This window comes from Bradyrhizobium sp. USDA 4541 (assembly GCF_024171085.1).
GTDB lineage: Bacteria > Pseudomonadota > Alphaproteobacteria > Rhizobiales > Xanthobacteraceae > Bradyrhizobium > Bradyrhizobium australafricanum.
This window is the reverse complement of sequence record NZ_JALJZF010000001.1, coordinates 7,340,465-7,366,892: the sequence shown is the minus strand read 5'-3', so window position 1 is coordinate 7,366,892 and position 26,428 is coordinate 7,340,465. Positions and strand designations below refer to the sequence as shown.

At 66.7% G+C, this 26,428-nt stretch carries 28 protein-coding genes and 1 riboswitch; of the genes, 17 read left to right on the top strand and 11 right to left on the bottom strand.

Annotation, left to right across the window (positions count from 1 at the left end):
* Positions 1 to 22: 22 nt before the first annotated feature.
* Positions 23 to 856: an inositol monophosphatase gene (locus tag J2R80_RS35590; RefSeq protein WP_246786617.1), complete on the top strand. Its 834-nt coding sequence runs from the start codon at positions 23 to 25 to the stop codon at positions 854 to 856.
* Between the two features lie 314 nt (positions 857 to 1,170).
* Here J2R80_RS35590 and J2R80_RS35585 read toward each other — a convergent pair whose 3' ends face one another.
* The 3 genes from J2R80_RS35585 to J2R80_RS35575 form a co-directional block, all read right to left on the bottom strand.
* Positions 1,171 to 2,538 (bottom strand): glycosyltransferase family 87 protein, encoded by a 1,368-nt coding sequence (locus tag J2R80_RS35585; RefSeq protein ID WP_159109443.1) that lies wholly within the window; start codon positions 2,536 to 2,538, stop codon positions 1,171 to 1,173.
* Positions 2,539 to 2,752: 214 nt separating this feature from the next.
* Positions 2,753 to 2,980, bottom strand: a complete 228-nt coding sequence (locus tag J2R80_RS43555; RefSeq protein ID WP_141339881.1) for a hypothetical protein — start codon at positions 2,978 to 2,980, stop codon at positions 2,753 to 2,755.
* Positions 2,981 to 3,104: 124 nt separating this feature from the next.
* Complete coding sequence (locus tag J2R80_RS35575) at positions 3,105 to 4,031, bottom strand: GlxA family transcriptional regulator (RefSeq protein WP_141339882.1); 927 nt, start codon at positions 4,029 to 4,031, stop codon at positions 3,105 to 3,107.
* A 104-nt stretch (positions 4,032 to 4,135) separates the two neighbouring features.
* Here J2R80_RS35575 and J2R80_RS35570 point away from each other — a divergent pair, with 104 nt between their 5' ends.
* Positions 4,136 to 4,963: a dienelactone hydrolase family protein gene (locus J2R80_RS35570; protein ID WP_057015883.1), complete on the top strand. Its 828-nt coding sequence runs from the start codon at positions 4,136 to 4,138 to the stop codon at positions 4,961 to 4,963.
* Here J2R80_RS35570 and J2R80_RS35565 read toward each other — a convergent pair.
* Genes J2R80_RS35565 through cobU form a run of 5 tightly spaced genes read right to left on the bottom strand, consistent with a single transcriptional unit; the run spans position 4,946 to position 7,402 of the window.
* Positions 4,946 to 5,692, bottom strand: coding sequence for a CbtA family protein (locus J2R80_RS35565; RefSeq protein ID WP_141339883.1), 747 nt, complete (start codon positions 5,690 to 5,692; stop codon positions 4,946 to 4,948). The genes J2R80_RS35570 and J2R80_RS35565 overlap by 18 nt on opposite strands.
* Positions 5,693 to 5,702: 10 nt before the next feature.
* On the bottom strand, positions 5,703 to 5,915 hold the full coding sequence (locus J2R80_RS35560) for a CbtB domain-containing protein (protein ID WP_141339884.1): 213 nt from the start codon (positions 5,913 to 5,915) through the stop codon (positions 5,703 to 5,705).
* Positions 5,912 to 6,256, bottom strand: a complete 345-nt coding sequence (locus J2R80_RS35555) for a hypothetical protein (RefSeq protein ID WP_246786619.1) — start codon at positions 6,254 to 6,256, stop codon at positions 5,912 to 5,914. The genes J2R80_RS35560 and J2R80_RS35555 overlap by 4 nt, the downstream gene beginning before the upstream one ends.
* Positions 6,234 to 6,866 carry a 5,6-dimethylbenzimidazole synthase gene (gene bluB, locus J2R80_RS35550; protein WP_141339936.1) on the bottom strand — a complete coding sequence of 211 codons (633 nt, stop codon included), beginning with the start codon at positions 6,864 to 6,866 and terminating at the stop codon, positions 6,234 to 6,236. The genes J2R80_RS35555 and bluB overlap by 23 nt, the downstream gene beginning before the upstream one ends.
* Before the next feature lie 32 nt (positions 6,867 to 6,898).
* On the bottom strand, positions 6,899 to 7,402 hold the full coding sequence (gene cobU, locus J2R80_RS35545; protein ID WP_057015887.1) for a bifunctional adenosylcobinamide kinase/adenosylcobinamide-phosphate guanylyltransferase: 504 nt from the start codon (positions 7,400 to 7,402) through the stop codon (positions 6,899 to 6,901).
* A 149-nt stretch (positions 7,403 to 7,551) separates the two neighbouring features.
* Between cobU and cbiB the strand changes: the two genes are divergently transcribed.
* Positions 7,552 to 8,493 carry an adenosylcobinamide-phosphate synthase CbiB gene (gene cbiB, locus J2R80_RS35540; RefSeq protein WP_246786621.1) on the top strand — a complete coding sequence of 314 codons (942 nt, stop codon included), beginning with the start codon at positions 7,552 to 7,554 and terminating at the stop codon, positions 8,491 to 8,493.
* Between the two features lie 11 nt (positions 8,494 to 8,504).
* Entirely contained in the window at positions 8,505 to 9,470 is a 966-nt protein-coding gene (gene cobD, locus J2R80_RS35535) for a threonine-phosphate decarboxylase CobD (protein WP_253640235.1), read from the top strand.
* Between the two features lie 181 nt (positions 9,471 to 9,651).
* Here cobD and J2R80_RS35530 read toward each other — a convergent pair whose 3' ends face one another.
* On the bottom strand, positions 9,652 to 11,100 hold the full coding sequence (locus J2R80_RS35530) for a cobyric acid synthase (protein WP_141339886.1): 1,449 nt from the start codon (positions 11,098 to 11,100) through the stop codon (positions 9,652 to 9,654).
* An 11-nt stretch (positions 11,101 to 11,111) separates the two neighbouring features.
* The gene (gene cobO, locus J2R80_RS35525; protein ID WP_141339887.1) at positions 11,112 to 11,765 is read right to left on the bottom strand and encodes a cob(I)yrinic acid a,c-diamide adenosyltransferase; all 654 of its coding nucleotides are present in this window, start codon (positions 11,763 to 11,765) and stop codon (positions 11,112 to 11,114) included.
* A gap of 36 nt (positions 11,766 to 11,801) precedes the next feature.
* A riboswitch (cobalamin riboswitch) is annotated at positions 11,802 to 12,014 on the top strand.
* A 93-nt stretch (positions 12,015 to 12,107) separates the two neighbouring features.
* On the opposite strand from cobO, the gene J2R80_RS35520 reads away from it, so the two are divergent.
* The 7 genes from J2R80_RS35520 to cobJ are packed head-to-tail and all read left to right on the top strand — an operon-like array spanning position 12,108 to position 20,015.
* Positions 12,108 to 12,482, top strand: a complete 375-nt coding sequence (locus J2R80_RS35520) for a DUF1636 domain-containing protein (protein WP_028331460.1) — start codon at positions 12,108 to 12,110, stop codon at positions 12,480 to 12,482.
* Positions 12,479 to 13,513, top strand: a complete 1,035-nt coding sequence (gene cobW, locus J2R80_RS35515; protein ID WP_057015891.1) for a cobalamin biosynthesis protein CobW — start codon at positions 12,479 to 12,481, stop codon at positions 13,511 to 13,513. Before J2R80_RS35520 ends, cobW begins: the two co-directional genes overlap by 4 nt.
* Positions 13,513 to 16,761 carry a cobaltochelatase subunit CobN gene (gene cobN / locus J2R80_RS35510; RefSeq protein WP_253640234.1) on the top strand — a complete coding sequence of 1,083 codons (3,249 nt, stop codon included), beginning with the start codon at positions 13,513 to 13,515 and terminating at the stop codon, positions 16,759 to 16,761. The genes cobW and cobN overlap by 1 nt, the downstream gene beginning before the upstream one ends.
* Positions 16,758 to 17,921, top strand: coding sequence for a precorrin-3B synthase (gene cobG, locus J2R80_RS35505; protein ID WP_141339889.1), 1,164 nt, complete (start codon positions 16,758 to 16,760; stop codon positions 17,919 to 17,921). Before cobN ends, cobG begins: the two co-directional genes overlap by 4 nt.
* Positions 17,921 to 18,550, top strand: a complete 630-nt coding sequence (locus J2R80_RS35500; RefSeq protein WP_141339890.1) for a precorrin-8X methylmutase — start codon at positions 17,921 to 17,923, stop codon at positions 18,548 to 18,550. The genes cobG and J2R80_RS35500 overlap by 1 nt, the downstream gene beginning before the upstream one ends.
* 2 nt (positions 18,551 to 18,552) lie before the next feature.
* The gene (locus J2R80_RS35495) at positions 18,553 to 19,284 is read left to right on the top strand and encodes a precorrin-2 C(20)-methyltransferase (protein ID WP_141339891.1); all 732 of its coding nucleotides are present in this window, start codon (positions 18,553 to 18,555) and stop codon (positions 19,282 to 19,284) included.
* Positions 19,281 to 20,015 carry a precorrin-3B C(17)-methyltransferase gene (cobJ, locus tag J2R80_RS35490; RefSeq protein ID WP_076833496.1) on the top strand — a complete coding sequence of 245 codons (735 nt, stop codon included), beginning with the start codon at positions 19,281 to 19,283 and terminating at the stop codon, positions 20,013 to 20,015. The genes J2R80_RS35495 and cobJ overlap by 4 nt, the downstream gene beginning before the upstream one ends.
* Here the strand turns inward: cobJ and J2R80_RS35485 are convergent.
* Complete coding sequence (locus tag J2R80_RS35485) at positions 19,991 to 20,740, bottom strand: cobalt-precorrin-6A reductase (protein WP_141339892.1); 750 nt, start codon at positions 20,738 to 20,740, stop codon at positions 19,991 to 19,993. The genes cobJ and J2R80_RS35485 overlap by 25 nt on opposite strands.
* Here J2R80_RS35485 and cbiE point away from each other — a divergent pair.
* From cbiE to cobF, 6 genes are read left to right on the top strand one after another with little or no spacing between them, the layout of a single operon-like run.
* The gene (gene cbiE, locus J2R80_RS35480; protein WP_253640233.1) at positions 20,739 to 21,920 is read left to right on the top strand and encodes a precorrin-6y C5,15-methyltransferase (decarboxylating) subunit CbiE; all 1,182 of its coding nucleotides are present in this window, start codon (positions 20,739 to 20,741) and stop codon (positions 21,918 to 21,920) included. The two genes, J2R80_RS35485 and cbiE, sit on opposite strands and share 2 nt — an antisense overlap.
* On the top strand, positions 21,917 to 22,285 hold the full coding sequence (locus J2R80_RS35475; RefSeq protein WP_309143785.1) for a cobalamin biosynthesis protein: 369 nt from the start codon (positions 21,917 to 21,919) through the stop codon (positions 22,283 to 22,285). The genes cbiE and J2R80_RS35475 overlap by 4 nt, the downstream gene beginning before the upstream one ends.
* Positions 22,282 to 23,079 carry a precorrin-4 C(11)-methyltransferase gene (gene cobM, locus J2R80_RS35470; RefSeq protein ID WP_253640231.1) on the top strand — a complete coding sequence of 266 codons (798 nt, stop codon included), beginning with the start codon at positions 22,282 to 22,284 and terminating at the stop codon, positions 23,077 to 23,079. Before J2R80_RS35475 ends, cobM begins: the two co-directional genes overlap by 4 nt.
* On the top strand, positions 23,076 to 24,386 hold the full coding sequence (locus J2R80_RS35465; RefSeq protein ID WP_253640230.1) for a cobyrinate a,c-diamide synthase: 1,311 nt from the start codon (positions 23,076 to 23,078) through the stop codon (positions 24,384 to 24,386). Before cobM ends, J2R80_RS35465 begins: the two co-directional genes overlap by 4 nt.
* Entirely contained in the window at positions 24,383 to 25,111 is a 729-nt protein-coding gene (cobA, locus tag J2R80_RS35460) for a uroporphyrinogen-III C-methyltransferase (protein ID WP_253640229.1), read from the top strand. The genes J2R80_RS35465 and cobA overlap by 4 nt, the downstream gene beginning before the upstream one ends.
* 7 nt (positions 25,112 to 25,118) lie before the next feature.
* Positions 25,119 to 25,868 (top strand): precorrin-6A synthase (deacetylating), encoded by a 750-nt coding sequence (gene cobF / locus J2R80_RS35455; RefSeq protein ID WP_253640228.1) that lies wholly within the window; start codon positions 25,119 to 25,121, stop codon positions 25,866 to 25,868.
* The last annotated feature ends 560 nt before the right edge of the window (positions 25,869 to 26,428 follow it).

The window sequence follows — 26,428 nt, the reverse complement described above, 5'->3', positions numbered from 1 at the left end:
GCGCAACGCAGGAGAATGCCGCGTGAAACTGTCCCATGCCGACGCGCTTGATATCGGAGCCATCCTTGCCGAAGTCGGCCGCAGCGAGATCATGCCGCGGTTCCGCCGCGTGCGGGAGATCGAGGTCCGCACCAAGACATCGGCATTCGACGTCGTCACCGAAGCCGATGAGGTTGCCGAGCAGGCGATATCGGCGGCGCTGCTGCGGGCGTTTCCGAATGCGGTTGTGATCGGCGAGGAGGGCACCGCGCGTGATCCGGCCGCGCTCGATCAGGTCGGAACCGCGGAGCTTGCCTTCATCATCGATCCGATCGACGGCACGCGGAACTTCACCTCGAGCCTGCCGCTGTTCGGCACCGTGGTGGCCGCCACCATGTGCGGCGAGATCATGTTCGGTGCGATCCATGATCCGGTCAGCAACGACACCGCATTCGCGCTGCGCGGCGAGGGCGCGTGGCTCGCGATGCCGGACGGCCGGCGGCATGACCTGAAAGTGGCTCCCGCCGTGCCGGTCAAGCAGATGGATGCGATCGTCGGCGTCAACTTCCTGCCCGAGCCGCTACGCACAATTGTCGCCGGCAATCTTTCCAAGCTCGGCGGCAGCGCCTGGCTCAGATGCGCCGCGCACGAGTATCGCATGGCGGCGTCCGGACATTGCCACCTGCTGTTCTACAACAAGCTGATGCCGTGGGATCATGCCGCGGGCTGGCTGTTGCATCGCGAGGCCGGCGGCTACAGCGCGCATTTCGACGGATCATCCTACCGGCCGGTCAATCTGACCGGCGGCTTGCTGTGCGCACCCGACGAGGCGAGCTGGCACGCGGCGCGAGAGGCGATCCTGATGCCGGCTGGATAGCAGCGGACGCCGGTTCGTCGCGTTGCGGCGGTTATGAGCCACATTGGTTTTCGGATTCAACTGTCAAACAGCTTGTTCGGTGTCGTCCGTGCGAAAGCAGGGACCCATACGCCGCGGCAGGTGTTGTGAGTGGTACTCGTTGTCCCAACATCGTTCAACAATCAGCATTTGTGGTTATGGGTCCCTGCTTTCGCAGGGACGACACCCAATATGGGTCGTCGTTTGTGGGTCATACCTTCGCTTAGGGCGTCAGGCCTGCACGATTTCGCCGTCCGCCTCGCGTCTTCGCAAAGGGACTTGCCACGTCGGGCAAATCAGTGATTGGCGATTTCGGCCGGAGCATCCGGGAGTGGCAGATGCCTGATGCGGCGCACGACAAGGACGGCAACTGCCGCAGCGGCGATCGGTGCCAGTTGCAGGCCGTTGGCGCCCGCAGGCACCATGGCGAATGGCGTCAAATAAAGCGCCGCGACGGCGATGCGTTCATAGGGCAGCCAACCCTGCGCAAGCGCCTGCGCGATCAGCCACGCGCCCGGGATCGCCAGGATCACGACCTCATAGTTGCCGAGCGATGGTACGCACAGGCCGGTCATCGCCACCATCAGCGCGATCTCGGCGGCGCCGCCGGGACGTTTTCGCAGCACCAGGATCAGGACGGCGATCGCGATTGCGGCCGCGGTCACCTGGACGAGCCAGGCCGTGCTGCTGGATCCGCCGGCCAGCCTGACCGCGGCATAGGGACTGGCGAACTTCTCGAAACCGGGTCCGCCGCCGAGGCTCCAGGCGCTTGCCTCCGGCAGAACGGCAACGAATTTGATCCACGGATCGATCCCGAAGAAGGCGGTGGCCGCCAGCACAAGCACGAGCGTCGTTGCGGCCGCTGCAGCCAGCGCGCGCCAGCGCCGCGTCAGGATCAGCAACAGCGGCGCAAGCAGCGCGATCTGCGGCTTGTAGCTGAAGCACCCGAGCAACGCGCCGGCGATCACCGGGTAGCGGTCCAGCGTGGCGGCCGATCCGCCGAGCAGAGCCGCCGAGAACAGCGAATTCTGTCCGAATAGCGCGCACATCCACACGGCGGGAAAGGCGAGCGCTGGAACGACGGAGCCGCGCTCGAGCATGGCTCTCACCGCGGCTGCATAGGCGGCGCCGGTCGCGAAGATCCAGACGACGGCCGCCGTTGCAAAGGGAACCAGTGCAAAGGGCAGCCAGAACAACAGCGACGTCGGCGGGTAGAAGAACGGTGCGTAGGTGTTCTGACCGAGCACCGCGGCTACAGCGGCGCGGCCCGCGTCGCCATAGGCGTCGCCGGCGCGGCCTTCGAGCGCGAGCTTCGCCGCGGTCCAGAACGCCGCGAAATCATGGCCGACATCCATCGTCGGCACAGCCCATGGGATGATCGCGATGCAGGCGATGAACAGGACGAGAAATACGCGGGTGAAGGCGGTGACACGGTCAGCCGTGAGCCAGTCGGCCTCACGCAGCGCGGAGACCAGCACGCCCGCGCCGGACTGCCGTGAATGCGCGATTGCCACCGGCGGCTGACCTGTGGACGTATTCGAGGTTGGGCTGATGGTCGCGCGCGGCATCGCGGCGCCACGACCTGCGTCATCCGCTGCGAGGTGACGCGCGGCGTCATCAGCGAAGGCCAGCCTGTGTCCCTCGAGGTCCGACTTTTGCGACATCGGCCGCTTCATCCCATTCGCGTCGTGCACGCGCAACATTTGGATCAAATCGTCTAAGGTTGCGTAAACCCGATCGTTGCAATTGGCCGCGGCGCAATCGGAACCGATGATCGACATTGCCCTTGTCCGCGGCCTGTCACGCCGGGCATGGTAAATGAACCCGCAACGCCGGCGGCAGCGTGCGGGGTTGGATGCGGAGCCCGACGGTCAAGGTTCATCGCGAATGGCGGTATTGCAGCAGTTCGGCCACGACATCTGGATTGCCGGGGGACCGAACCTTGCGGTCGCCGGGTTTCACTATCCGACCCGGATGGCCATCGTCAGGCTGGCGGACGGTGCCCTTTTCATCTGGTCGCCGTTCCGGTTGACCGAGCAAATGCAGGCCGGCGTCGACGCACTCGGCCAGGTCAGGCACATCGTGGCGCCCAACTCGCTGCATCATTTGTTCCTCGCCGAGTGGAAGCACATGGCACGCCAGTCGAAAAGGATGCGCCGGCATTCTTGCGCCGCGCCTTCGCGTGGCTCTCGGCGTGATGATTTCATCGCGGATGTGGCGTCGTTGCGGATCAACCGCCTGAACGGAAATGCCGCGGCGAATGCCGTGTTTCGCGCCGGATCAGCCGGCGGAGGGTCGAGGGCTCGGCATATCCAACCTTGCCCGCGATCTCTTCGACCGACAGGCGCGTGGTCTCGAGCAACGACCGAGCCGTCTCGATCCTGATGCGTTGCACGAATTGAATGGGCGACACGCCGCAGATCGCCTCGAGCCGTCTGGCAAATGTCCGCGGCGTCAGCGCGACGGCAGCGGCAACGTCCCCGATCGTGAAGTCGCGCGCGATGTTACTGCGCACCCATTTCTCGGCCCTGGCGACCTTGGGGTCCTGGCCGGCAAGATAATTGATCGCCATGAACGGCGCCTGCGAATGCCGCTCGCCAAGCAGCAGGTAATTGGCGCAGCCCTTGGCCAGCGCCGGGCTGCCGAGACGCGTGATCACCGCAAGCATCAGGTCCATTTGCGCCATCGCCGCGCCGGCGGTTGCGATCGGCCAGTCGGCGACCACCATCCGCTCCGTCATCAGCTCGACATTCGGATAGCGTTGCCGAAACAGCGGCGCGAACCACCATGTCGTGGTCGCTCGCTTGCCGTCCAGCAGGCCGGTCTCCGCGAGCAGGAAGCTGCTGGCGCAGGACGCGGCGAGCATCGCGCCGCTCGCGAACGCCGTGACCAGCATGTCACGGGCGTGCCGACATGCCGGTGTCGCCAGCTTCCGCTCCAGCTCACCGGCCGATGCCGAGCCGAGCCCGGGAACGATGACGAGGTCGGCGCCGCGCAATCGGGCGGCGCGCCGCCTCGGCCCATAACGCAGCGTCGTCACCTCGAAGCGTGTGCGCTTCGTCGTACTGATCCGGTTGGCGGTGGCCAGCACGTCGTGGGTGATGGCGGCCGCTGACGCGAGGCAGCCGTCGATCTCGACAACCGCAATCCTGGTCATGTCATAAAATCCGCGATCAATGTCATGTTTGACACTAGCTGCCGGGCCGGAAAATCGCAACTCTGACGCCGAGACGCTGCCGATCTCGATCAGGAGGATCGCCGATGCCGAACCGGCCGATGACCCAGGACGATCCGCTCGAGGATTTCGAGCGCCGCCAGATCACCCTCGATGGTGCCGGCAAGACCGTCCATGTTGGCGGCGGCGGTCCTGCGGTGATCGTGATGGCGGAGATGCCGGGTATCAGCCCGCATGTGGCGCGCTTCGCCCGCTGGGTTCGCGATGCCGGATTCACCGTCTATATGCCATCGCTGTTCGGCCGTGACGGCGCTATTGCGAGCGCAGAGGAGGGCGCCGCGGTGTTTCAGCGCGCCTGCGTCAGCGCCGAGTTTCGCGCGATGGCCGCAAACCAGTCCAGTCCCGTGACGCAATGGCTGCGCGCGCTGGCGCGATTTGCCCATGACGAATGCGGCGGTCCCGGTGTCGGGGCCATCGGGATGTGCTTTACCGGCAATTTCGCGCTCACCATGATGCTGGAGCCGTCGATGCTGGCGCCGGTGCTTTCGCAGCCGTCATTGCCATTGAACGATCCGGCGGGCATCGAGATCGCGCCGGAAGAGGTCAGGGCGGTGCGCGAGCGGTTGGAGCGCGAAGACCTGACCGTGCTGGCCTATCGCTTTGAGGGCGACAAGTTCTGCATGGCGCAGCGCTTTGCGGCCTATCGCGAGGCGCTCGGCGACCGCTTCATCGGGCGAGTGCTTCCCGACAGCGCGGCGAACCGCGATGTGCCGCCGTTCTTCCGGAATTTCGTCACGACACCGCACAGCGTCGTGACTGTGCATCTGATCGACGAGGCCGGCCAGCCGACCATCGTGGCCCGCGATGAGATCCTGGCGTTTTTCAGGCAGCGGCTGTCACCCGCGAGCGGATGAGTTCGGCTGGTCGAAATAGGCGAATGCGGCGCTCGTCAGGCTGCCCAGCAGGGACCAGAACACCAGACTGGTCAGCGTGACGGCGACCATGAACTGGTGCGACAGCGACGAAGGCACGTTGGTCTCGACGTGCTCCAGCTCGGGCGCGCCGATCAGATGCGGCAGCATGATCAGGACCACGCCGGCAATGGCGGCCGGCATCGAGCGCCGGAACACGATCAGCCCGAGGCCGGCTGCGGTCGCCAGCACCGCCGTCACCCACCAGATCTGGCGCGAGAGCAATGGAGCGGTGGGGACCCCCGGCAATTCAGGCGGCAGTCCGAGGCCCGGAGCGATGGTGAAGACGGCGAAACCGGCGAGGCCCCACAGCAGGCCTTCATGCCACGAGATCTGCTCGCCGGTCGCGCCGCTGCGAACCGCGAGGAAGCCGCAGAGCAGAAGCGCAAAACCGATCGCGGTCAGGATGTTTGCCCCCGCGGTATAGACGTTGCGTTCCAAACCGTCGCGCGGCTCCCAGGCCTCCGCGCCATGATCATGATCCGCATGATCATGCACGAGGATCGCCTGCGGTGGCGCGGCGGCGTCGTGCTTGTGCGTGGCCGCCTTCTCGTAGACCTCGGCCCTGAGGATCAGGGGAACGGTGCCGAACTGCTGGACCGCCGTGACGACCAGGCCGACGATGAACCCGGCAATGACCGACGAGAAGACGATCGAGCGAAACGTGCTCATGCCAAAAAGATCAGTGGCAGGGGAAGGCGTTGGAATGGCGCACGTCATGCGCGGCGTTGTGGATCACGTCGATGTGCGAGAAGCCGACCACGCCGACGATGAACAGGCCGAGCGTCATGGCTATCAACGACTGCGCAAGCCGTCCGACCTGTCGGGTAGCGATCGGAAGATGCGTGACCTGAGCTTGAGTAACCTGGGCTTGCGCGGTCTGGGACTGGCTCATGGTCGTTCTCCACATTCGATTTGATCGGCTTCTAGCAGCTTTCGGGTGATGTCGCGACTGGTAAGATGCAAATTTGTTCCAGGGGGAATGCGCTTGCGCTCGATCTTGGCGCGTGCGGCTGCCTTGAAGGCTGGTTCAAACCGCCTGAAATGGGCGAGGCATGCGTCCACCGTCGGATCGGTGCCAAGCAGCGTGCGAAAGGCGCCCCGATGCACCGCGCAGATAGCGCGGTGCTCCGGCACGGGAAAGACCAGCGAGGCGATGTCGGCGCGCCAGTGCGCGTCACAGCTCAAGGTGCCGTCGCCAGCAGGGGGGCGGTCAGCGTCGGATGGTGAATTCATCCGGACCTCGCCGCGATTCCCATTTGGCCTGTTCGAGCTCCGGGCGGTCGCACTCGGTCTGGGGGTAACCGATGCAGAGATAGCCGATAAATTTCCAGGAGTCCGGGATTTCCAGAACGCCATGAATGCGTTCTGGATTGAGGATCGATACCCAGCCGATGCCGATGCCTTCGGCGCGCGCGGCAAGCCACATCGAGCAGATCGCGGCCACCACGGAATATTCCGACGTCTCCGGCATCGTCGCGCGGCCGAGACCGGCGCCGATCCGGTCGGTCTTCTCGGCAAACACGGCGAGATGTCCCGGCGCCTCCTCGAGGCCCGATAATTTCAACGCGGCATATTTTGTGGCGCGCTCGCCCGAATAGGACCGCAGCGCATCGGCGTTGCAGGCCTTGAAGTCGTCGATGACAGCGCGGCGTCGTGTCTCGTCGTCGACAATGACGAACCGCCAGGGCTGGCTCAGGCCGACCGAAGGCGACAGGCAGGCGATCTCGATCAGCCGCTCGATCGTGCCATCCGGCAGCGGATCGGTTCGGAACCGCCGCACGTCGCGCCGCCACACGAACAGATCGTGCAGCTGCCGGCGAAACGTATCGTCGAATGAGACCATTGCGGGGCCTTTGGCAGGATCGATCTCGGATTTCATTTAAGCTTCATCGGCAGGCCCGCAACGACGAACTCGACCTCGTCTGCGATGCCGGCGATAGTCTGGTTCATGATTCCTGCGGCGTCGCGGAACGTCCGCGCCAATGCATTGTCTGGCACGATGCCGAGGCCGACCTCGTTGGTGACCAGCACGACCGGGCCGTGCTGGCGCGACAGCGCATCCGCCAGCCGCGTCACTTCCTGCGACCAGTCGCGCCCGGCATGCAGCAGATTGGATAGCCAGAGCGTCAGGCAATCGACCAGCCTTGCACCAGCGCCATCGGTCCCGGACAGCACTTCAACCAGATCGAGCGGCACCTCGCGCTCGATCCAGTCGCTGCCGCGCCGCGCGCGATGTTTGGCGATCCGCTCATCCATTTCCGCATCGAGCGCCTCGGCGGTCGCGATATAGACCGGCTGTCCCGGAAAGCTGCGCGCACGAAGTTCGGCGCGCCGGCTTTTGCCGGACCGCGCTCCCCCCGTGATCAGAATGACGGCCATATCATCTCCTGTGCGACCGGTACGCACGTCGTTCACAAACGCTCTAACCACCAATCGCGGAGAAAGACAAAGCCGAAATCCGTCACGGAGGGCTTGCGCTCGGCCGATGTCTTGCGCATCAGGGGGACCGCGGCGCGGAGAGGGTTATCGTGGGTTTTGCGGGAGCGATGGCGGTGGCGATGGCGGTGGATGCCCTGATCGGCTGGCCGGCGTGGCTGTTTGGCCGCATCGGCCATCCCGTGACCTGGCTCGGCCGGTTGATCCATCTTGTCGACAGCGCCTGGAACCGCGCCTCCGACCCGCCGGCGTTTCGTCGCGGCGCTGGTATTGCGGCTGCGATCCTCGTGATCGCGCTGGTAATTGCGCTAGGCTGGGCCATTCAGTCCGTGCTCGCATCCGGATGGGTGCGCGTTGTCCTTGTCGGTGTCCTGGCATGGCCGCTGGTTGCCGTGCGCTCGCTGCATGACCATGTCGCCGCGGTGGCAAGTCCCTTGGTATCCGGCGACATCGCGGCCGCACGTTGGGCGGTCGCGCAGATTGTCGGGCGAGATCCGGCAACGCTCGACGACGTCGGCATCGCGCGCGCCACCATCGAGAGCCTCGCCGAGAATGCATCCGACGGCATCGTGGCGCCGGTGTTCTGGGGCGCGCTGTTCGGCCTGCCGGGAATCCTTGGCTACAAGGCGATCAACACGCTGGACTCCATGATCGGTCATCGCACCGAGCGGCACGAAGCCTTTGGCTGGGCAGCCGCCCGGATCGACGATCTCGCCAATCTCATTCCGGCGCGGTTGACAGGTGTTCTGTTCGTGCTGCTCGCGCCGAACCGTTCGCAGGCGTGGTCATGCATGTTGCGCGATGCGCGCCGGCATCGCTCGCCGAATGCCGGCTGGCCGGAAGCTGCGATGGCCGGCGCGCTCGGCGTGCGGCTCAGCGGTCCTCGCATCTATCACGGGCACATCGCCGATGAGCCCTGGCTGAACGAGGGCGCGCGCGATCCGGCTGCCGCTGACGTCCTCACCGGGCTGAAACTCTATCGTTACGCCATGATTCTGTTGGCCGGGGCGCTGCTGGTCCTGGCGCTGGCGTGAAGGAGCGGCGCATGCGTGAGCACGGCGGGAACCTTGATGTCGCCCGGCAGCGCTTCGGCGGCGCCGCGGACGACTGGATCGACCTGTCGACCGGGATCAATCGGGTGCCGTATCCCTTGGTCGATGTCGAGCCGAGGCAATGGAGCGCGTTGCCGTCGCGATCCGATCTTGAATCGCTGCACGACGCTGCGCGGCAGGCCTATGTCACCAAGGCGCCGATCGTGGCGATGGGTGGTGCGCAGGCCGCGATTCAGTTGCTGCCGCATCTGGCGCTCAAGGGGCGGGCGCGGATTCTGGCGCCGACCTACAATGAATATGCCGCGGTGTTGTCGGCCGCCGGCTGGGACGTCGCCGAGGTGTCCGATCTCGCCGCGCTGGCGGGAGCGGACATCGCCGTCGTCGTCAATCCGAACAATCCTGATGGACGACGCCATGATCGGCGCGAGTTGCTGGCACTGCTGCCGCGCGTTGGCCGGCTCGTCATCGACGAGAGTTTTGCGGACGCCGTTCCTGACCTGTCCCTTGCACCGGAAGCAGGACGCGCGGGGCTCCTGATCCTGCGCTCCTTCGGAAAGTTTTACGGACTTGCCGGCTTGCGGCTCGGCTTCGCGATCGGCAGCGAGGCGGACATCGCCGCGCTTGCCGCGATGGCGGGCCCTTGGCCGGTTTCGGGAGCAGCAATCGCGATCGGGCGGCGCGCGTTGCTCGATCACGACTGGGCAACGGCGACGGCTGCGCGGCTCGCGGACGACTGCGTCAGGCTCGATGCAGTAGCGCGATCGCAGGGCTGGACGCTGGTCGGCGGCACGTTGCTGTTCCGGCTCTACGAGACCGGCGAAGCATTGGCTGCGCAGGAGAAACTTGCGCGTGCGCAGATCTGGCCGCGGGTCTTCCAGCAGAAACCGGGATGGCTGCGCCTCGGCTTGCCGGGCAGTGAGGCCGAGTGGTCGCGCCTTTCCGCCGTGTTGTCGCGCTGATTGCGACGGCGCTGCGCTCCCTCTCCCCGTTCTTACGGGGAGAGGGCTGGGGTGAGGGGCCGCATCCGCATATTCGGCGACAGCTGCGGTTGCGGAGACTCCCCCTCACCCGGAACGCATCTAGCGATGCGTTCCGACCTCTCCCCGCACGCGGGGCGAGGTGAGAAGGAATCATCTCGCTTTAACGCGCCAGCGCGAGCAGGCCTTCGACATCGAGATGGGTCTCGATGTGCCCGGCGAGCGCGTCGAGCGCGCTCTCGACCCTGGCGCCGTAAGTCTGATCCGCCGCGGGGATGTCGAGCTGTGCAAGGAACGCCTTGCGAAATTCGTCCGAGGCGAACAGGCCGTGCAGATAGCTGCCGTGAACGCGCCCGTCTGCGGAGACCGCGCCCTCAGCCGTACCGTCGAGTGATGCAAAGGGCCGCGCGCGATCCGGCCCGTCGGTGCGCCCGATATGGATTTCATAGGCGCTGATCGGTTGGCTGGTCGCGGCATGCACCGCGCTGGAGCGCGTCAGCGTCTTCTGTTCGGTCATGGTGGTCGCGACATCGAGCAGCCCGAGCCCGCGCGTTTCGCCGGCAGGACCTTCGATCCCATCGGGGTCGGCGACGCTGTGTCCAAGCATCTGGTATCCGCCGCACAGGCCGAGGACATGGCCGCCGCGGCGATGATGCGCGAGGAGGTCGATGTCCCAGCCTTGCGCGCGCAGGAAGGCGAGATCGCCGCGGGTCGATTTCGAGCCGGGCAGGATGACGAGCTTCGCATCACCCGGGATGGCTTCGCCCGGACGTACCATCACGAGATCGACGCCGGGCTCGAGCTTCAGCGGATCGAGGTCGTCGAAATTGGCAATCCGCGACAGCGCAAGGAACGCGATCTTGCACTGGCCGGGCTTGCGCGCCTCGCCGAGCCCGAGCGCATCTTCGGCCGGAAGCTCGCCGGCGCGGACGAACCAGGGCAGCACGCCAAATCCGCGCCAGGTGGTGCGCTCTTCGATCAAGCGATAGCCGTCATCGAACAGCGACGGATCGCCGCGGAATTTGTTGATGACGAAGCCCTGGATCATCGCCGCATCGTCAGGGTCGATCACCGTCTTGATGCCGACGAGCTGCGCGATCACGCCGCCGCGGTCGATGTCGCCGACCAGCACCACAGGCACGTCGGCTTTGCGCGCAAAACCCATATTGGCGATATCGGACTTGCGTAAGTTAACCTCGGCGGGACTGCCGGCGCCCTCGACCAGCACCAGATCGGCGCGCTGCTTCAGGCGCGCAAAACTCTCCAGCACCGCGCCCATCAGCGATGGTTTCATGCCGGCATATTCGCGCGCGCGTGCGGTGGCGATCCGTTTGCCGTGCACGATGACCTGGGCGCCGACATCGGTCTCGGGCTTCAGCAGCACCGGGTTCATGTCGGTGTGCGGCTCGACGCCGGCGGCGAGCGCCTGCAACGCCTGTGCGCGGCCGATCTCGCCGCCATCGACGGTCACGGCGGCGTTGTTCGACATGTTCTGCGGCTTGAACGGCAGCACGCGCAGGCCGCGCCGTCTCGCGGCGCGGGCGAGGCCGGCGACGATGAGCGATTTGCCCACGTCCGAGCCGGCTCCCTGGATCATCAATGCGCGCGCCATCGTGACGCCCGTCAGAACTCGACGCCCGGCTGGGCCTTGATGCCGGAGCGGAACGGATGCTTTACCAGCGTCATCTCGGTGACGAGATCGGCAATCTCGATTAGCTCCTCCTTGGCGTTGCGCCCGGTGAGCACGACATGGGTCATCGGCGGCTTCGACGTGGTCAGGAAGTCGACGACATCGGCGATCGCGAGGTAGTCGTAGCGTAGCGCGATGTTGATCTCGTCGAGCACGACCATGCGCAGGCTCGGGTCTGCGATCAGCTGCTTGGCCTTTTCCCAGCCGGCTTGCGCTGCCGCGATGTCGCGGGCGCGATCCTGCGTCTCCCAGGTAAAGCCTTCGCCCATGGCGTGAAATTGACAGAGATCGCCGAAATGCCCGGTGAGCAGGCGGCGCTCGCCGGTATCCCAGGCGCCCTTGATGAACTGCACCACGGCGCAGGGAAAGCCGTGCGCCACACAGCGCACGATCATGCCGAACGCGGAGGACGATTTTCCTTTGCCGGCGCCGGTATGAACGATGATCAGGCCCTTTTCACCGCTCTTGGTCGCCATGATGCGGTCGCGGGCGGCCTTCTTTTTCGCCATCTTGTCCGCGTGGCGCGCATCCGGCGAAAGATCGGTGCCGAGGGCGCCGTCTTCAGCGTCCTTTCCATCAGAAGTCATCACATTCCTTCGGCTTGACAAGTGCGAGGCTTGGACGAATGGTGGTCCTGCGTTGGTTCCTGTCCTACGACAGGCGAAGAGGGAATGCGATAGGGCTCCGCTAAATCGGGCCCGAAGCGCAGCCGCCCCCGCGACCGTGACCGGAGAGATGCCCAAGCCACTGATTCCATACGGAGTCGGGAAGGTGGGCATCGAAGGGTAAAACCTGCTCCGCAAGCCGGGAGACCTGCCAACGCAGCATGTTGTGAAACCGGCGGACGGGGTGTTCCGCGACGGGGAACGAACCTGTCCAAAATCGGTTCGTGTGCCTCATCGCTTCCCGCTGTCAATCCAGGAAGGGCGATGAGCGTTACACTTCATGTCTGCATCACCTGCCGCGCCGGCCAGACGCCGGCGGAAGGTGAGCTCGCGCCCGGTGCACGCCTGCATGCCGCGCTTGTCGAGGCCGGCGTGCCTGATGACGTCAATCTGGTTCCCGTCGCATGCCTGTCGGCCTGCAGCCAGGGTTGCTCGGTCGCGCTCAGCGCGCCGGGGCGCTGGTCCTATGTCTACGGCCGACTGTCCGCTGATAATGCCGCGGATGTGATCGCCGGTGCCTCCGCCTATGCGGCGGCGCCCGACGGCATCGTGCCGTGGCGCAGCCGTCCGGAAATCTTCCGCAAGCAATCGCTCGCCCGCATTCCACCTCTTCCCGTCGTGCCGGAGGCCGCAGAATGACCACACTCGCCAAAATTCCGGTCACCGTCGTGACCGGCTTTCTCGGCTCCGGCAAGACGACACTGATCCAGCATCTGATCCGCAATGCCAACGGCAAGAAGCTCGCGGTGCTGGTCAACGAATTCGGCAGCGAAGGCGTCGACGGCGACATCCTGAAGTCGTGCGCCGACGCCAATTGTCCGGCCGAGAACATCGTCGAACTCGCCAATGGCTGTATCTGCTGCACCGTCGCCGACGATTTCATCCCGGCGATGGAGCAGTTGCTGGCGCGGAACGTGAAGCCCGATCACATCGTGATCGAAACTTCCGGGCTCGCGCTGCCGAAGCCGCTGCTGAAAGCGTTCGACTGGCCGGAGATCCGTTCGCGGATCACGGTCGACGGCGTGATCGCGCTCGCCGACGCCGAGGCCGTCGCCGCCGGCCGTTTTGCGCCTGATCCGGCCGCGGTGGATGCGCAGCGTGCGGCGGACGACAATCTCGACCACGAGACGCCGCTGTCGGAAGTGTTCGAGGACCAGATCGCATGTGCCGATATCGTGCTGCTGACCAAGGCGGACCTCGCGGGGGCGGAGGGGATCAAGGCAGCGAAAGAGGTGATCGCGGCCGAGATGCCGCGCGAGGTGCCGATGTTGCCCGTCGTCGACGGCACGATCGACGCGCGCGTGATCCTCGGGCTCGGGGCGGCGGCGGAAAGCGATCTCGCGGCGCGGCCGTCGCATCACGATGGCGAGGAGGAACACGAGCACGACGATTTCAATTCCGTCGTGATCGATCTTCCGGAAGTTTCGGATGTCGACGCGCTGGTCGCCTCGATCAAGGGGCTGGCGCGCGAGCAGAACGTGCTGCGCGCCAAGGGCTACATCGCGGTCGAAGGCAAGCCGATGCGGCTGTTGGTGCAATCGGTCGGCGAGCGGGTGCGGCATCAGTTCGACATGCCCTGGGGCGCCCGGGCGCGGCAGTCGAAGCTCGTCGTGATCGGCGAACATGCCGACATCGATGAAGCCGCGATCAGGGCACGGCTTGGTGTCTGATGCACGTCGTCTTCCGCGAGAGCCGCGGCCTTGAGGAGACCGCGACGCCAAGGGACCTCGGCCAGGATCCGGCCGATCTCGTGGTGTTGTCGTTTTCCGACAGCGATCTTGCTGCCTTCGCGGCCGGCTGGCGGCGCGGCCGTGCTGCGCTGCCGTCGCTGCGGCTCGCCAATCTCGCGGAGCTGCGCCATCCGCTGTCGGTCGATACCTATATCGAGCGGACGCTCTCGCACGCCCGCGGCATTCTGGTGCGGCTGATCGGCGGCGAGCCCTATTGGTCATACGGGCTGGCCGCGGTGCATCGGCTGGCGAAGGAGCGCGGCATTGCCCTGGTGGTGCTGCCGGCGGATGGCCGCGACGATCTGCGGCTCGATGAATTCTCGACCTTGCCGGTCTCGACGCTGCGCCGTCTGAAGGTGCTGTGCGACAAGGGCGGCCCGGTTGCCGCGCAGGCCGTGATCGCGCAACTGGCGCTGGCGTCCGGACTCTATGCCGGGCCGGTGGTCGGCGAGATCGATCTTCCCGGGATCGGCGTCTACGATTCCCGGCGCGGTGCCATCACGGCGTTGCCGGCACCGGACGGCCGGCCGCGCGTGCTGGTGACGTTCTATCGTTCCTACCTCGCGGCAGGCGATACGGCGCCGGTCGATGCATTGATCGATGCATTGCGTGAGAGGGGCTTTGATGCCCACGGTGTGTTCGTCACCTCGCTGAAGGCGGCGGGCGTGGCCGATTGGCTGCGCGCTCAGTTTGCGCAATGCGCTCCAGCGGCGATCGTCAATGCGACCGCGTTTTCCGCGGCCGGTGACGACGGCACGACGCCGTTCGACGCTGCATCATGCCCGGTGTTCCAGGTCGCGCTGTCGACCGCGCGGCGCGAGGATTGGGCCTTGTCGCTCCGCGGGCTCTCGCCCGGCGATCTCGCGATGCATGTGGTGCTGCCGGAGGTCGACGGCCGCCTGTTCACAGGGGTCGTGAGCTTCAAATCGCCTGGTGAGCGCGATCTTGAGCTGCAATTCGCGCATCTTGCGCATCGACCGGATGCCGAGCGCGTCGCTGCAGTTGCCGCACGCGTGGCCGCCTGGCATCGGCTTGCCAGCAAGCCGGCACAGGAGAAGCGGCTCGCGCTGGTGCTCTCGAACTATCCCGGCCGCCCGCATCAGATCGCGCATGCCGTCGGCCTCGATGCGCTTGCCTCGGTCGGGGCGATGCTGGCTGATCTTGCGGGCGCGGGATTTGACCTTGAGCCGGTGGAGTCACTGGGCGACATTCTTTTGCGCAGGAATTTGACGTGGAACGTCGCCGACTATCGTGCGGCGCTTTCCGGCCTTCCCGAGCTGCTGCAGGGCGATCTCAGCCGCGCATGGGGCGCGCCGGAAGATGATCCCGATTGCCGTGACGGCGCATTTCATTTCGCGGCGATCTGCTGCGGCAAATCGGTCATCGCCGTTCAGCCGGAGCGCGGTGAGGTGGGACAGCGCGACGCCGACTATCACGATCTGGCGCGCACGCCGCGCCATGCCTATGTCGCGTTCTATCTGTGGCTCAGGCGGCAGGCCATCGATGCCGTCGTCCACATCGGCGCGCACGGAACGCTGGAATGGCTGCCCGGCAAGTCGGTTGCGCTGTCGCCCGCATGCTGGCCGGAGGCGCTGATCGGCGATCTGCCTGTTGTCTATCCCTTCATCGTCAACGATCCCGGCGAGGCGGCGCAGGCCAAGCGCCGGATCGGTGCCGTGACGATCGGTCATCTGCCGCCGCCACTGGCACAGGCCGCGGTCCCCAAAGGCTTGCGCAATCTTGAGCGCTTGCTCGATGAGTATTCGACCGCCGATGGTCTCGATCCGGCGCGCCGGCAGCGCCTGATCGCCGCGATCCGCGACGAAGCGCGCATCGCCGGGCTGGAGGACGATCTCGGTCTCGCCGCGTCGGTCTCCGCGGCCGAGGCCATTCCGCAGATCGATCGTTTCGTCTGCGACCTCAAGGAAAGCCAGTTCGGCGACGGCCTGCATGTGTTCGGGCAGGGAGCTTGCGGTGAGGCGGAGAAGGAGGCGTTGCTTGGTGCGCTCGCCGGCCGGCGTGTTGCGCCGGGGCCGTCGGGCTCGCCCTATCGCGGGCGCAGCGACGTGCTCCCGACCGGGCGCAATCTGTTTGCGGTCAATCCGCGCGCGGTGCCGACGCCGTCGGCGCATGCGCAAGGCGTGAAGCTTGCTGAAGAGCTGCTGCGCCGTCATTTGCAGGATCACGGCGACTGGCCGAAGGGACTCGTGGTCGACCTCTGGGGCTCCTCGACGATGCGCACCGCCGGCGAGGACTTTGCGATGGCCCTGCATCTCGCGGGCATCGCGCCGCGCTGGGATCACGGCTCGGGGCGGGTGTCGGGCTACGACATCATCGCGCCGGCAGAGCTCGGCCGGCCGCGCATCGACGTCACGCTGCGCGTGTCGGGGCTGTTCCGCGACGTCTTCTCAGGGCTGGCCCAGTTATTCGAAGCCGCGGCGGAGGCGTTGTCCGAACGCAGCGACGAGGCGGACGAGAATCCTTACCGGCAGCGCATCGCGCGCGTGTTCGGTCCTCGCCCCGGACATTATGGCGTTGGCATTTCGTCGGTCCCCGACGTCTTCACACCGGAGGCGCGCGAGGCGGCCGGCGAAGCCTGGTTGTCGGCATCGTCGTGGGCTCTCGCATCCGACGGCGAGATGCGGCCCGATCGCGCCGGCATCGAGGCGCGGCTCGCGGCTGCGGACAGTTTTGTTCACACCCAGGATCTGCCGGAGACCGATCTGCTGCTGGCGGCCGACTACGCCGCGCACGAGGCGGGCATCGCGGCGGCGGCGAGGCGCCTTGGCACGAAAGCCCCATCGCTCTATCACCTCGATGCGACGCGGCCGGATCAGCCGCATGCCCGGGCGTTGACCGAGGAAATCTCACGGGTGGTGCGAGTGCGCGCGGCCAACCCTGCCTGGATCGCGGGCATGATGCGCCATGGCTTCCGTGGTGCCGCCGAAATCACAGCGACGTTGGAGCACATGGCGGCGTTCGCCCATCTTGCCGGCGCGGTGCCGCCGCATCTGTTCGATCTCTACTACGATGCGACGCTCGGCAATGACGAGGTTCGCGGCTTCATGGCGCGCGAGAACCCGGCGGCGCTGGCTGCGATCGAAACCTGCTTCGCGAGATTGCATGAAGCCTCGCTCTGGCAGACGCGGCGCAATTCGATCGCGGCTGCGCTGCAGGAGGCCTCATGAGCGCGGTTGCGGTCAAGGGCTGGTGTCCAGGCGCGCTGCGGCCGATGCAGTCAGGCGATGGCCTCGTGGTGCGCATTCGCCCGCGCGGCGGACGGCTGGACGCGGCGCAGGCAGCGGGAATCGCCAGGCTGGCGGCGCGATACGGCAACGGCCTGATCGACCTGACCAGCCGCGCCAATCTCCAGATTCGCGGCGTCAGCGATGAAGCTTATCCGCCCCTGGTCGATGGGCTCGCTGAACTCGGGTTGCTGGACACGGACTCGAATACCGAGGCGCAGCGAAACATTCTGGTGACGCCGTTCTGGACTGTCGCCGACGAGACGCGCTCGCTTGCGACCGAGCTTGAGCAGGGGCTTGCCGGTGCCTCGTTTGATCTTCCAACCAAGTTCGGCTTCGCAATCGATGATGGCAATGCGCGGATGCTGGCGGATGCGTCCGCCGATATCAGGATCGAGCGCGATCGCGGCCGGGGACTGCTGGTGCGGGCCGATGGCGCGCAGCGCGGGCTTTCGGTCATGCGGAGCGAGGCCGTTCAGGTCGCGTTGGCGCTGGCCGAATGGTTTGTCACCTCCGGCGGAACCAGGGGTGAGCGGCGACGGATGGCGGCTCATCTCGCCGGCGGCGCGAGCCTGCCGCAGTCGCTTCGCGGTGATGCCGAACCAGTCGGCCAATCGTCGAGTCCCGTGCCGGGCATCTATCCAATGGGCGCGATGGTTGGCGTCGCCTTCGGGCAAATGCCGCACCAGACGCTCAACGATCTCGCCGGCTGCGCGCGGGCTCTCCGCATGACGCCGTGGCGGATGATGCTGGTGGAGGGGATGCGCGAGATGCCCGGTGGGGCGGACCTCGTGACTGATGCCGGCGATCCGAGGCTTCGTGTGGTCGCCTGCAGCGGCGCACCGCGCTGCGGCGATGCGCATGCGGATACGCGTATGCTGGCGTCGGCGCTCGCGCGGCATATCCCACCTGATGCGCGGCTTCACGTCTCCGGCTGCGCCAAGGGCTGTGCCCATTCCGGTGCTGCGGATGTTACCCTCGTTGCGACAGACAACGGCTTTGATCTGATCCGCCGCGGCACGACGCGGGATGCGCCGGTCATCCGAGGGTTGAGCAGTCCGTACCTCGTCGCAAATCCCTCCGTGCTGACGGGAGGCCGCTGATGCCGCACGTCTACGAGACCGACGGCGCAGCGATCTATCGCCAGTCCTTTGCCACCATCCGCTCCGAGGCCGATCTTGCCCGCTTCACGCCAGACGAAGAGCCGGTGGTCGTGCGCATGATCCATGCCGCCGGTATGGTAGGCTTGGAAGCGCATGTGCGCTTCACATCAGGCATGGCTGCGCGCGCGCGAGCCGCCTTGCAGGAGGGCGCGCCAATCCTCTGCGACGCGCGCATGGTGTCGGAGGGAATCACGCGCGCGCGGCTGCCGGCCGGCAATGCCGTGATCTGCACGCTCGGCGATGTCAAGGTACCTGCGCTTGCGCAATCGATACGCAACACGCGCTCCGCGGCAGCGCTCGAGCTGTGGCGGCCGCATCTGGCCGGTGCCATCGTCGCGATCGGCAATGCGCCGACGGCGCTGTTCCATCTGCTCAACATGCTGGAGGATCCGGATTGCCCACGGCCGGCGGCGATCATCGGCTGTCCGGTCGGCTTTGTCGGCGCGGCGGAATCCAAGGCGGCATTGATGGCTGAGCCCCCCGCGCCGGCGCTGACGGTGGAGGGACGGCTCGGTGGTTCGGCGATCACGGTTGCCGCCGTCAATGCGCTGGCGAGCCGGAGCGAATAGCGATGGGACGTATCATCTGCTGCGGCCTCGGCCCAGGCGATCCGGAGCTGATGAGTGTGCGCGCCGACCGCGTTGTGCGTGCCGCGAAGCACGTCGCCTATTTTCGCAAAAAGGGCCAGCCGGGGCAGGCTCGCCGCATTGTCGAAGGCTTGCTCGCCGCAGACGTCAGCGAATATCCGATGGAATATCCGGTCACCACGGAAATCGCGTTCGACAGTCCGGACTATGCGCGGCTGCTTGCCGACTTCTATGACGAATGGGCCGAGCGCCTGGCGCGATTTGCGCGCGCGGTCGACATCGTCGTGCTCTGCGAGGGCGATCCCTATTTCTATGGTTCATTTATGCATCTGCATGCACGGCTGCAGGGGCGTGTCGAGATCGAGGTGATCGCCGGCATTCCCGGCATGGTCGGCTGCTGGAATTCGGTGGGTCAGCCGATTGCGCTGGCCGACGATGTGACGACCGTTCTGATGGGGACGCTGCCGGAGGCGGAGCTCGCCGAGCGGATGCGCAGCTCCGACGCGCTGGTCGTCATGAAGACCGGTCGCAATCTTCCGAAGATTCGCCGCGCGCTGGCGTCCGCGGGGCGCCTCGATGATGCGTGGCTGGTCGAACGCGGCACCATGCCGGATCAGCGCGTCGCACGGCTTGCAGATGTCGGCGAGGCCGATTGTCCGTATTTTGCGATCGTGCTGGTGCACGGGCAGGGACGGCGAAGGGAGGCCGCGCAATGACCGGCACGCTGACCATCGCGGGGCTCGGACCGGGCGCCGAGGCGCTGATCACGCCGGAGGTCGCTGCTGCGCTCGCGGCCGCGACCGACATCGTCGGCTATGCGCCCTATGTGACGCGCGTGCCGCCGCGCGCCGGGCTCACGCTGCATCCCTCGGACAATCGCGTGGAGTCGCAGCGCGCCGCTGACGCGCTGCGGCTCGCGTCGGAAGGAGGCCACGTCGTCGTGGTTTCCTCGGGCGATCCCGGCGTGTTTGCGATGGCATCGGCCGTGTTCGAAGCGCTGGAGGACGCGCCGCAATGGCACGACCTGCCGATTCGCGTTCTGCCCGGCGTGACGGCGATGCTGGCGGCGGCGGCAAGCGCCGGCGCGCCGCTCGGTCATGATTTCTGCGCGATTAATCTCTCCGACAATCTCAAGCCCTGGCCGCTGATCGAGAAACGCCTGCGGCTTGCGGCCGAAGCGGATTTCGCGATCGCGATGTACAATCCGCGCTCGGCCAGCCGGCCGGAAGGTTTTGGGCGCGCGCTCGAGATCTTGCGCGAGGCCGGCTGTGACGAGCGGATCGTGGTGTTCGCGCGCTCCGTCAGCACGCCCGAGCAGCGGATCGAGACGGTCGAACTGCGCGACGCAAGGCCAGACATGGCCGACATGCGGACGCTCGTGATCGTCGGCAATTCGGCGACACGGCGGGTCGGCCGCTGGGTCTATGCGCCGAGGCAGGTCCGATGACCGAGCCATTGCATCGCCTCGCTCACGCTTTCCACCCGCGGCCTCTCGGGCAACAGTGGCCGCGTGATCATGATGACGGGAAGGCCGAGCACGCGGGCGGCGTCGATCTTGGCGCGCGCGCCGGTTCCGCCGGAGTTGCGGGCGACGATCCACTCGATGCGACGCGTGCGCATCATCGCGAGCTCACCCTCGAGCGTGAAGGGGCCGCGCGAGACGATCACGTCGGCATCGGGCAATGGAAGCGCTTGCTCGGGCGGGTCGACGAACCGCAACGTATAGGCATGCTGCGGCCGGGCGCCGAACGGCGCGACGTGCTGGCGGCCGATCGCGAGGAACACGCTGGCGCGGCTGTCCGGCAAGGCCGCGGCTGCGGATACGACGTCCGCGACCTCGATCCAGCGATCACCGGAGGTCTTGTCCCAGGGCGCGCGTTCGAGCGTGAGCAGCGGCGTTGCGGTCTGCGCGCACGCCGCGATGGCGTTGCGGCTCATCTCGGCCGCGAAGGGATGCGTCGCATCGACCACATGCGTGATGGCTTCGCGTTGCAGATAGTCGGCAAGACCGCTGACGCCGCCGAAACCACCGCTGCGGACTGGCAATGGCTGGTCAGCCGGCGCACGGGTGCGGCCGCCATAGGAATAGACCGCATCGATCCCCGCGCGTGCGATCGCAGCGGCGAGCAGATTGGCATCGGCCGTTCCGCCCAGGATCAGGGCGCGCATCATGGATAATCCCTGGTTGACCATCATCGGCATCGGCGAAGATGGCCTTGCCGGCCTCTCCGATGCAAGCCGAAAGGCGCTGTCCGAAGCCGACACAGTTTTCGGCGCCCAACGGCACCTCGCGCTCGTCGGCATCACCGACCGCGGCCGTGCCTGGCCGGTGCCGTTCGATGCGAACATCGTGCTGAGCTGTCGCGGCCGTCCGACGGCGGTGCTCGCGTCGGGCGATCCGTTCTGGCATGGCGTCGGCGGAAGCCTTGTCGAGAAGCTGCAGGCCGGTGAGTGGGTCGCGCACTCCGCGCCGTCGACGTTCTCACTGGCGGCGGCTCGTTTGGGCTGGCGTATCGAGAATGCTGTCTGTCTCGGTCTTCATGCCGCGCCGTTCGAGCGGCTGTTGCCGCATCTCGTGCGCGATGCGCGGATCATCTGCCTGCTGCGTGACGGCAAGGCAGCTTCCGACCTTGCGCGCTGGCTGACGGAGCGTGGTTGGGGGGCGTCGGCAATATGGACGCTTGCGGCGCTTGGCGGACCGCGTGAATGCATCACGCAGCATCGCGCCGACTCGTATGCGGGTGATTCAGGCGAGAGCCTGGTCGCGATCGCGCTGGAGGCTCGGGGAGCGCAGGGAATCGCACGCAGCTCAGGTCTTGCCGATGCGCTCTTTGTGCATGACGGGCAACTGACAAAGCGGCCGGTCCGCGCGCTTGCGCTGTCGGCGCTTGCGCCGCGGCCCGGTGAGCGGCTGTGGGATGTCGGCGCGGGCTCGGGCTCGATCTCGATCGAATGGGCGCTGTGTGGAGGGACGGCGATCGCCGTCGAAGCCCGCACCGAACGCGCCGCCAACATCCGCAGCAATGCGGCGAGCTTCGGCTTGACGCATCGGATCACCGTCATCGAGGGCGAGGCGCCCGGCGCTTTATCGGACCTCGCGGCGCCCGATGCGGTGTTCATCGGCGGCGGCCTCGACGCTGATATGTTCGATGCGATCTGGTCGCGGATCGCGCCGGGCACGCGGCTGGTCGCACATGCGGTGACCTTGGAGACAGAGGCGCTGCTCTGCGATCTGCACCAGCGTCATGGCGGCGAGTTGATGCGCCTCGAGATCGCGCAGGCCGAGCCATTGGGCCGCTATCGCGCCTGGAAGGCCGCGCGGCCGATCGTGCAATGGAGCGCGCTCCGATGAAGGTCGCTGGTCTCGGATTCAGGCGCAATGCCAGTGTCGCGTCCTTGCGCGACGCGCTCGACGCGACCGGCGGGCCCAAAGGCCTTGCGGCCATTGCGACGGTGAGTGACAAGGCCGACGCGGCGGCATTGAGAGACTTGGCGCGGGAATTGGGGCTGCCGGTCCGGAGCATTCCGGCCGGGATCCTGGCTGAGATAAGGACTGCAACGCAATCCGAGTTCATCAAGGCAAGATTCGGAACGGGCTCGGTCGCCGAGGCTGCGGCGATCGCTGCAGCAGGGCGCGGCGCGCGCCTGATCTCGGTCAGGGCCGCGTCACAGGATCGGATGGCCATCGCGGCGATCGCGGAAGGAGACGGCGAATGACGGTGCATTTCATCGGCGCAGGGCCTGGCGCTGCCGATTTGCTGACCCTGCGCGGGCGCGATCTCATCGCCTCGTGCCCGGTTTGTCTCTATGCCGGATCGCTGGTGCCACCGGGTGTTCTGGCGCATTGTCCGCCGGATGCGCGCATCGTCAACACCGCGTCGCTGTCGCTCGACCAAATCATTGCCGAGATCGCTGCCGCGGATGCGGAGGGCAAGGACGTTGCGCGGCTGCATTCGGGCGATCTCTCGGTCTGGTCGGCGATGGGCGAGCAGCTGCGCCGGCTGCGCGCGTTGCAGATTCCGTATTCGGTCACGCCCGGGGTGCCGGCCTTCTCGGCGGCTGCGGCGGCGCTGGAGGCCGAGCTGACGCTGCCGGGCCTTGCGCAATCGGTGGTGCTGACGCGCACGCCGGGCCGAGCGAGCGCGATGCCGGATGGCGAGACGCTCGCAGCCTTTGCCGCGACCGGCGCGGTGCTGGCGATCCATCTTTCGATCCATCTGCTCGACAAGGTCATGGCCGAGCTCACGCCGCACTACGGCGCGGATTGCCCGGTTGCGATCGTCTGGCGCGCGAGCTGGCCGGACCAGAGCATCGTGCGCGCCACGCTCGCGACGCTCGATACCGCAGTCGGCTCCGAGCTCGAACGCACTGCGCTCATTCTGGTCGGCAAGACGCTCGGCGCGGACGAATTCGCCGAGAGCCGTCTCTATGCAGCTGACTACGACCGCCGCTACCGTCCGGTCGGGGCGACGCCGCGTTTTCCGGAATCGTCGCCGGAATCATCGCAATGACCGCGGCGCTCGTCATCTCCGCGCCGGCATCCGGTGTCGGCAAGACGACGCTGACCCTGGCGTTGGCGCGCGCCTATCGCAATCGTGGTCTCAAGGTACAATGCCTCAAGAGCGGGCCTGACTACATCGATCCCGCCTTTCACGCGGTCGCCACCGGACGCGCGTCGGTCAACATCGATAGCTGGGCGATGGCGCGCGAAGCCATCGCGCATTTGGCAGGCCGCGGCGCGGATGCCGATCTCGTGCTGGCGGAAGGCTCGATGGGACTGTTCGACGGCGTCGCCGCGCGGGGCGTCTCGGGAACCGGCGCCACCGCCGACATCGCCGAGATGATGGGGTGGCCGGTGCTGCTGGTGATCGATCCCTCTGGTCAGGCGCAGACCGCGGCGGCGGTCGCGGCGGGATTGCGCGATTTTCGCGCCGGCGTTCGGCTTGCCGGCGTCGTCCTCAATCGCGTCGCGAGCGCGCGGCATGAAGCCCTGGTGCGCAATGCCATGGCAGGCGCAGGCATCCCGGTGTTGGGATCGCTGCCGCGCCACGCCGAGATCGCCTTGCCGAAGCGTCATCTCGGCCTGGTGCAGGCCGAAGAGCAAGCTCAAATCGACGGTCTGATTGACGAAGCCGCACGCTTCGTCGCCGAGCATGTCGATCTCGACGCCGTGCTGAAATCGGCCGAGGTCTGGTCGCCGCAATCCGCCGTGCCCAGCCCGGACATCACGCCGCCCGGCCAGCGCATTGCGCTGGCGCGCGATACCGCATTCTCGTTCGTCTATCCGCACATGCTGGAAGCCTGGCGAGCGGCCGGCGCTGAGATCGTGACGTTCTCGCCGCTTGCGGACGAAGGCCCCGACGCGGACGCCGATGTTTGCTGGCTGCCCGGCGGCTATCCCGAACTGCATGCCGGCCGACTTGCGACCAACAGGCGATTTTTCGGGCGGCTCCGCGCCTTCGCCGCGACGCGGCCGGTGCACGGCGAATGCGGCGGCTACATGGTGCTGGGCGCCGCGCTGACCGATGCCGACGGCGTGCGCCACGAGATGGCGGGCCTGCTCGGCCTTGAGACGAGCTATGCCAAGCGCCGCATGCATCTGGGCTACCGGCTCGCCGAGCTTGCCGCACCGATGCCCGGCCACGGCCCAGGCGCACGGCTGCGCGGCCACGAGTTTCACTATTCGACGATCATCGCGCAGCCCGACACGCCGCTCGCGGTGGTGCGTGATGCGACCGGTACGATCGTTGCGGAGACCGGATCGCGGCGCGGCTGTGCGACGGGTACATTCTTCCATCTGATTGCGGAGGACCGGTGAGCGGATTCGTTTCCTTCGTCTCGGCCGGTCCCGGCGATCCCGAACTCCTGACCATGAAGGGAGCGGCTCGGCTACGCGAGGCCGATGTGGTGCTCTATGACGATCTTGCCTCGGGCGCGATCCTCGATCTCGCGCGCTCCGGCGCCAATCTCGTCGCGGTCGGCAAGCGCGCCGGCCGCCTGTCGGCGAAGCAGCACCATGTCAGCCGGCTGCTGGTCGATTATGCCACCGCCGGCGTGCGGGTCGTGCGGCTGAAATCCGGCGACGCCGGTATTTTTGGACGGCTCGAGGAGGAGATCGAAGCGCTGCGCGCGGCCGGCATCGGCTACGAAATCATTCCCGGTGTGACCTCGGCCTCGGTTGCCGCCGCGCAGGCCGGCATTCCGCTGACGCGTCGGCTGACCTCGCGCCGGGTCCAGTTCGTCACGGGTGCCGACGTGACGGGCGAATTGCCCGCGGATCTGAACTGGGCGGCGCTGGCCGATCCGGAAGCGACCACCGTCGTCTATATGGGGCGGCGGACCTTCCCGGCATTGGCCGCAAGGCTGATCGCGCACGGCCTCGCGCCCGACACGCCCGCACTGCTGGCGGAATCGCTCGGGCACACCGACGAGCGGCTGCTTCGCACCACGATCGCAGCGCTGGCCGAACAGCTCACGCATGCCGGCGCGGCCACGGCGGCTGCCGTTATTCTGTTCGGTGCGCTGGCGCCGGAGCGAGGGTGATGCGGCCATGTTGACGCTGTCCCTGATCGGCATCGGTTGTGGTGATCCCCGGCAGCTCACTTTCGCCGCGACCGCCGCGATCAATGCCGCCGACCTGATCCTGATCCCGCGCAAGGGGACGGCGAAGTCGGATCTCGCCGAGTTGCGTCGCACCATCTGCGCAGAAGCGTTGAGCAATGACTGCACACGCATTGCCGAGTTCGACCTGCCGGTGCGTGACGCCGGTGAGGAGGACTATCGCAAGGGTGTGGACGATTGGCACGATGCGATCGCCGCGACGTGGTCGCAGGAAATCGCGCGCCATCTCGGCGGGGAGAGACGCGTCGCCCTGCTGATCTGGGGCGATCCCTCGCTTTACGATTCGAGCCTGCGGATTGCGAGACGGCTCGATCCGTTGCCATCGATCGAGGTGATCCCGGGCATCACGTCGATCCAGGCGCTGTGCGCGGCGCATGCGCTGCCGCTCAATGAGATCGGCGAGCCGTTTCTTGTGACGACCGGCCGGCGGCTGCGCGATGGCGGCTGGCCGCCCGGCGTCGACACCGTGGTCGTGATGCTCGACGGCGGCGCCGCCTTCCAGATGCTGGATCCTGCCGGGCTGCAAATCTGGTGGGGCGCCTATCTCGGCATGCCTGATCAGATCATCATGGCGGGGGAACTGGCAGAGGTGGGCCCTCGCATCGTCGCCGCGCGACGAGAGGCACGTGAGCGGCACGGCTGGATCATGGACAGCTATGTCCTGAAGCGGAGATCGTGATCCAGATTTTGCTCCGGCGGCATTCCATCCAGCGGGGCCGCTAGGTCTTCAACCCGCGAATCGAGGGCTGGATGGTCAGGCGGTAAGCGACAAGCTTGTCGCCATCGAACTGCTCGAGGGTCGTCTCGCAAACCGGGCAGCGATACTCGCCCTCGCTTCCTGACCCGGATGCCAGCTCAAGGCGTCGGAATCCAGCCCCGCAACGCGGGCATGTGACGTCGTCCTTCTTCATCAACTCACCCCAGAACAACACCGGCGCTCCTTTTAGCCCAGACCGCGCGGCGGAACTATGTTCATGGCCGGAGAGCTACCGGATCATTCGTGCATGGAAGCGGCGGTGCGTCGTCGAGCGGGCGACAGCGCAGCCGATCGCGCGGAGCCGATTTTCAACGCGTTATGCAAGTTCGGCAATGGGTTATGGCTCGGCTCTTAAGGAGCATGGGCCGGTGGACCGTGCAGCAATAGTGACTGCCATGTCGTTGTGTTCGAGAGAAATGCTGCGTCTGCTCAATACCACGCGCGATCGCCGGCACGCCCGAGGCCCACCGGCGATCAATCGC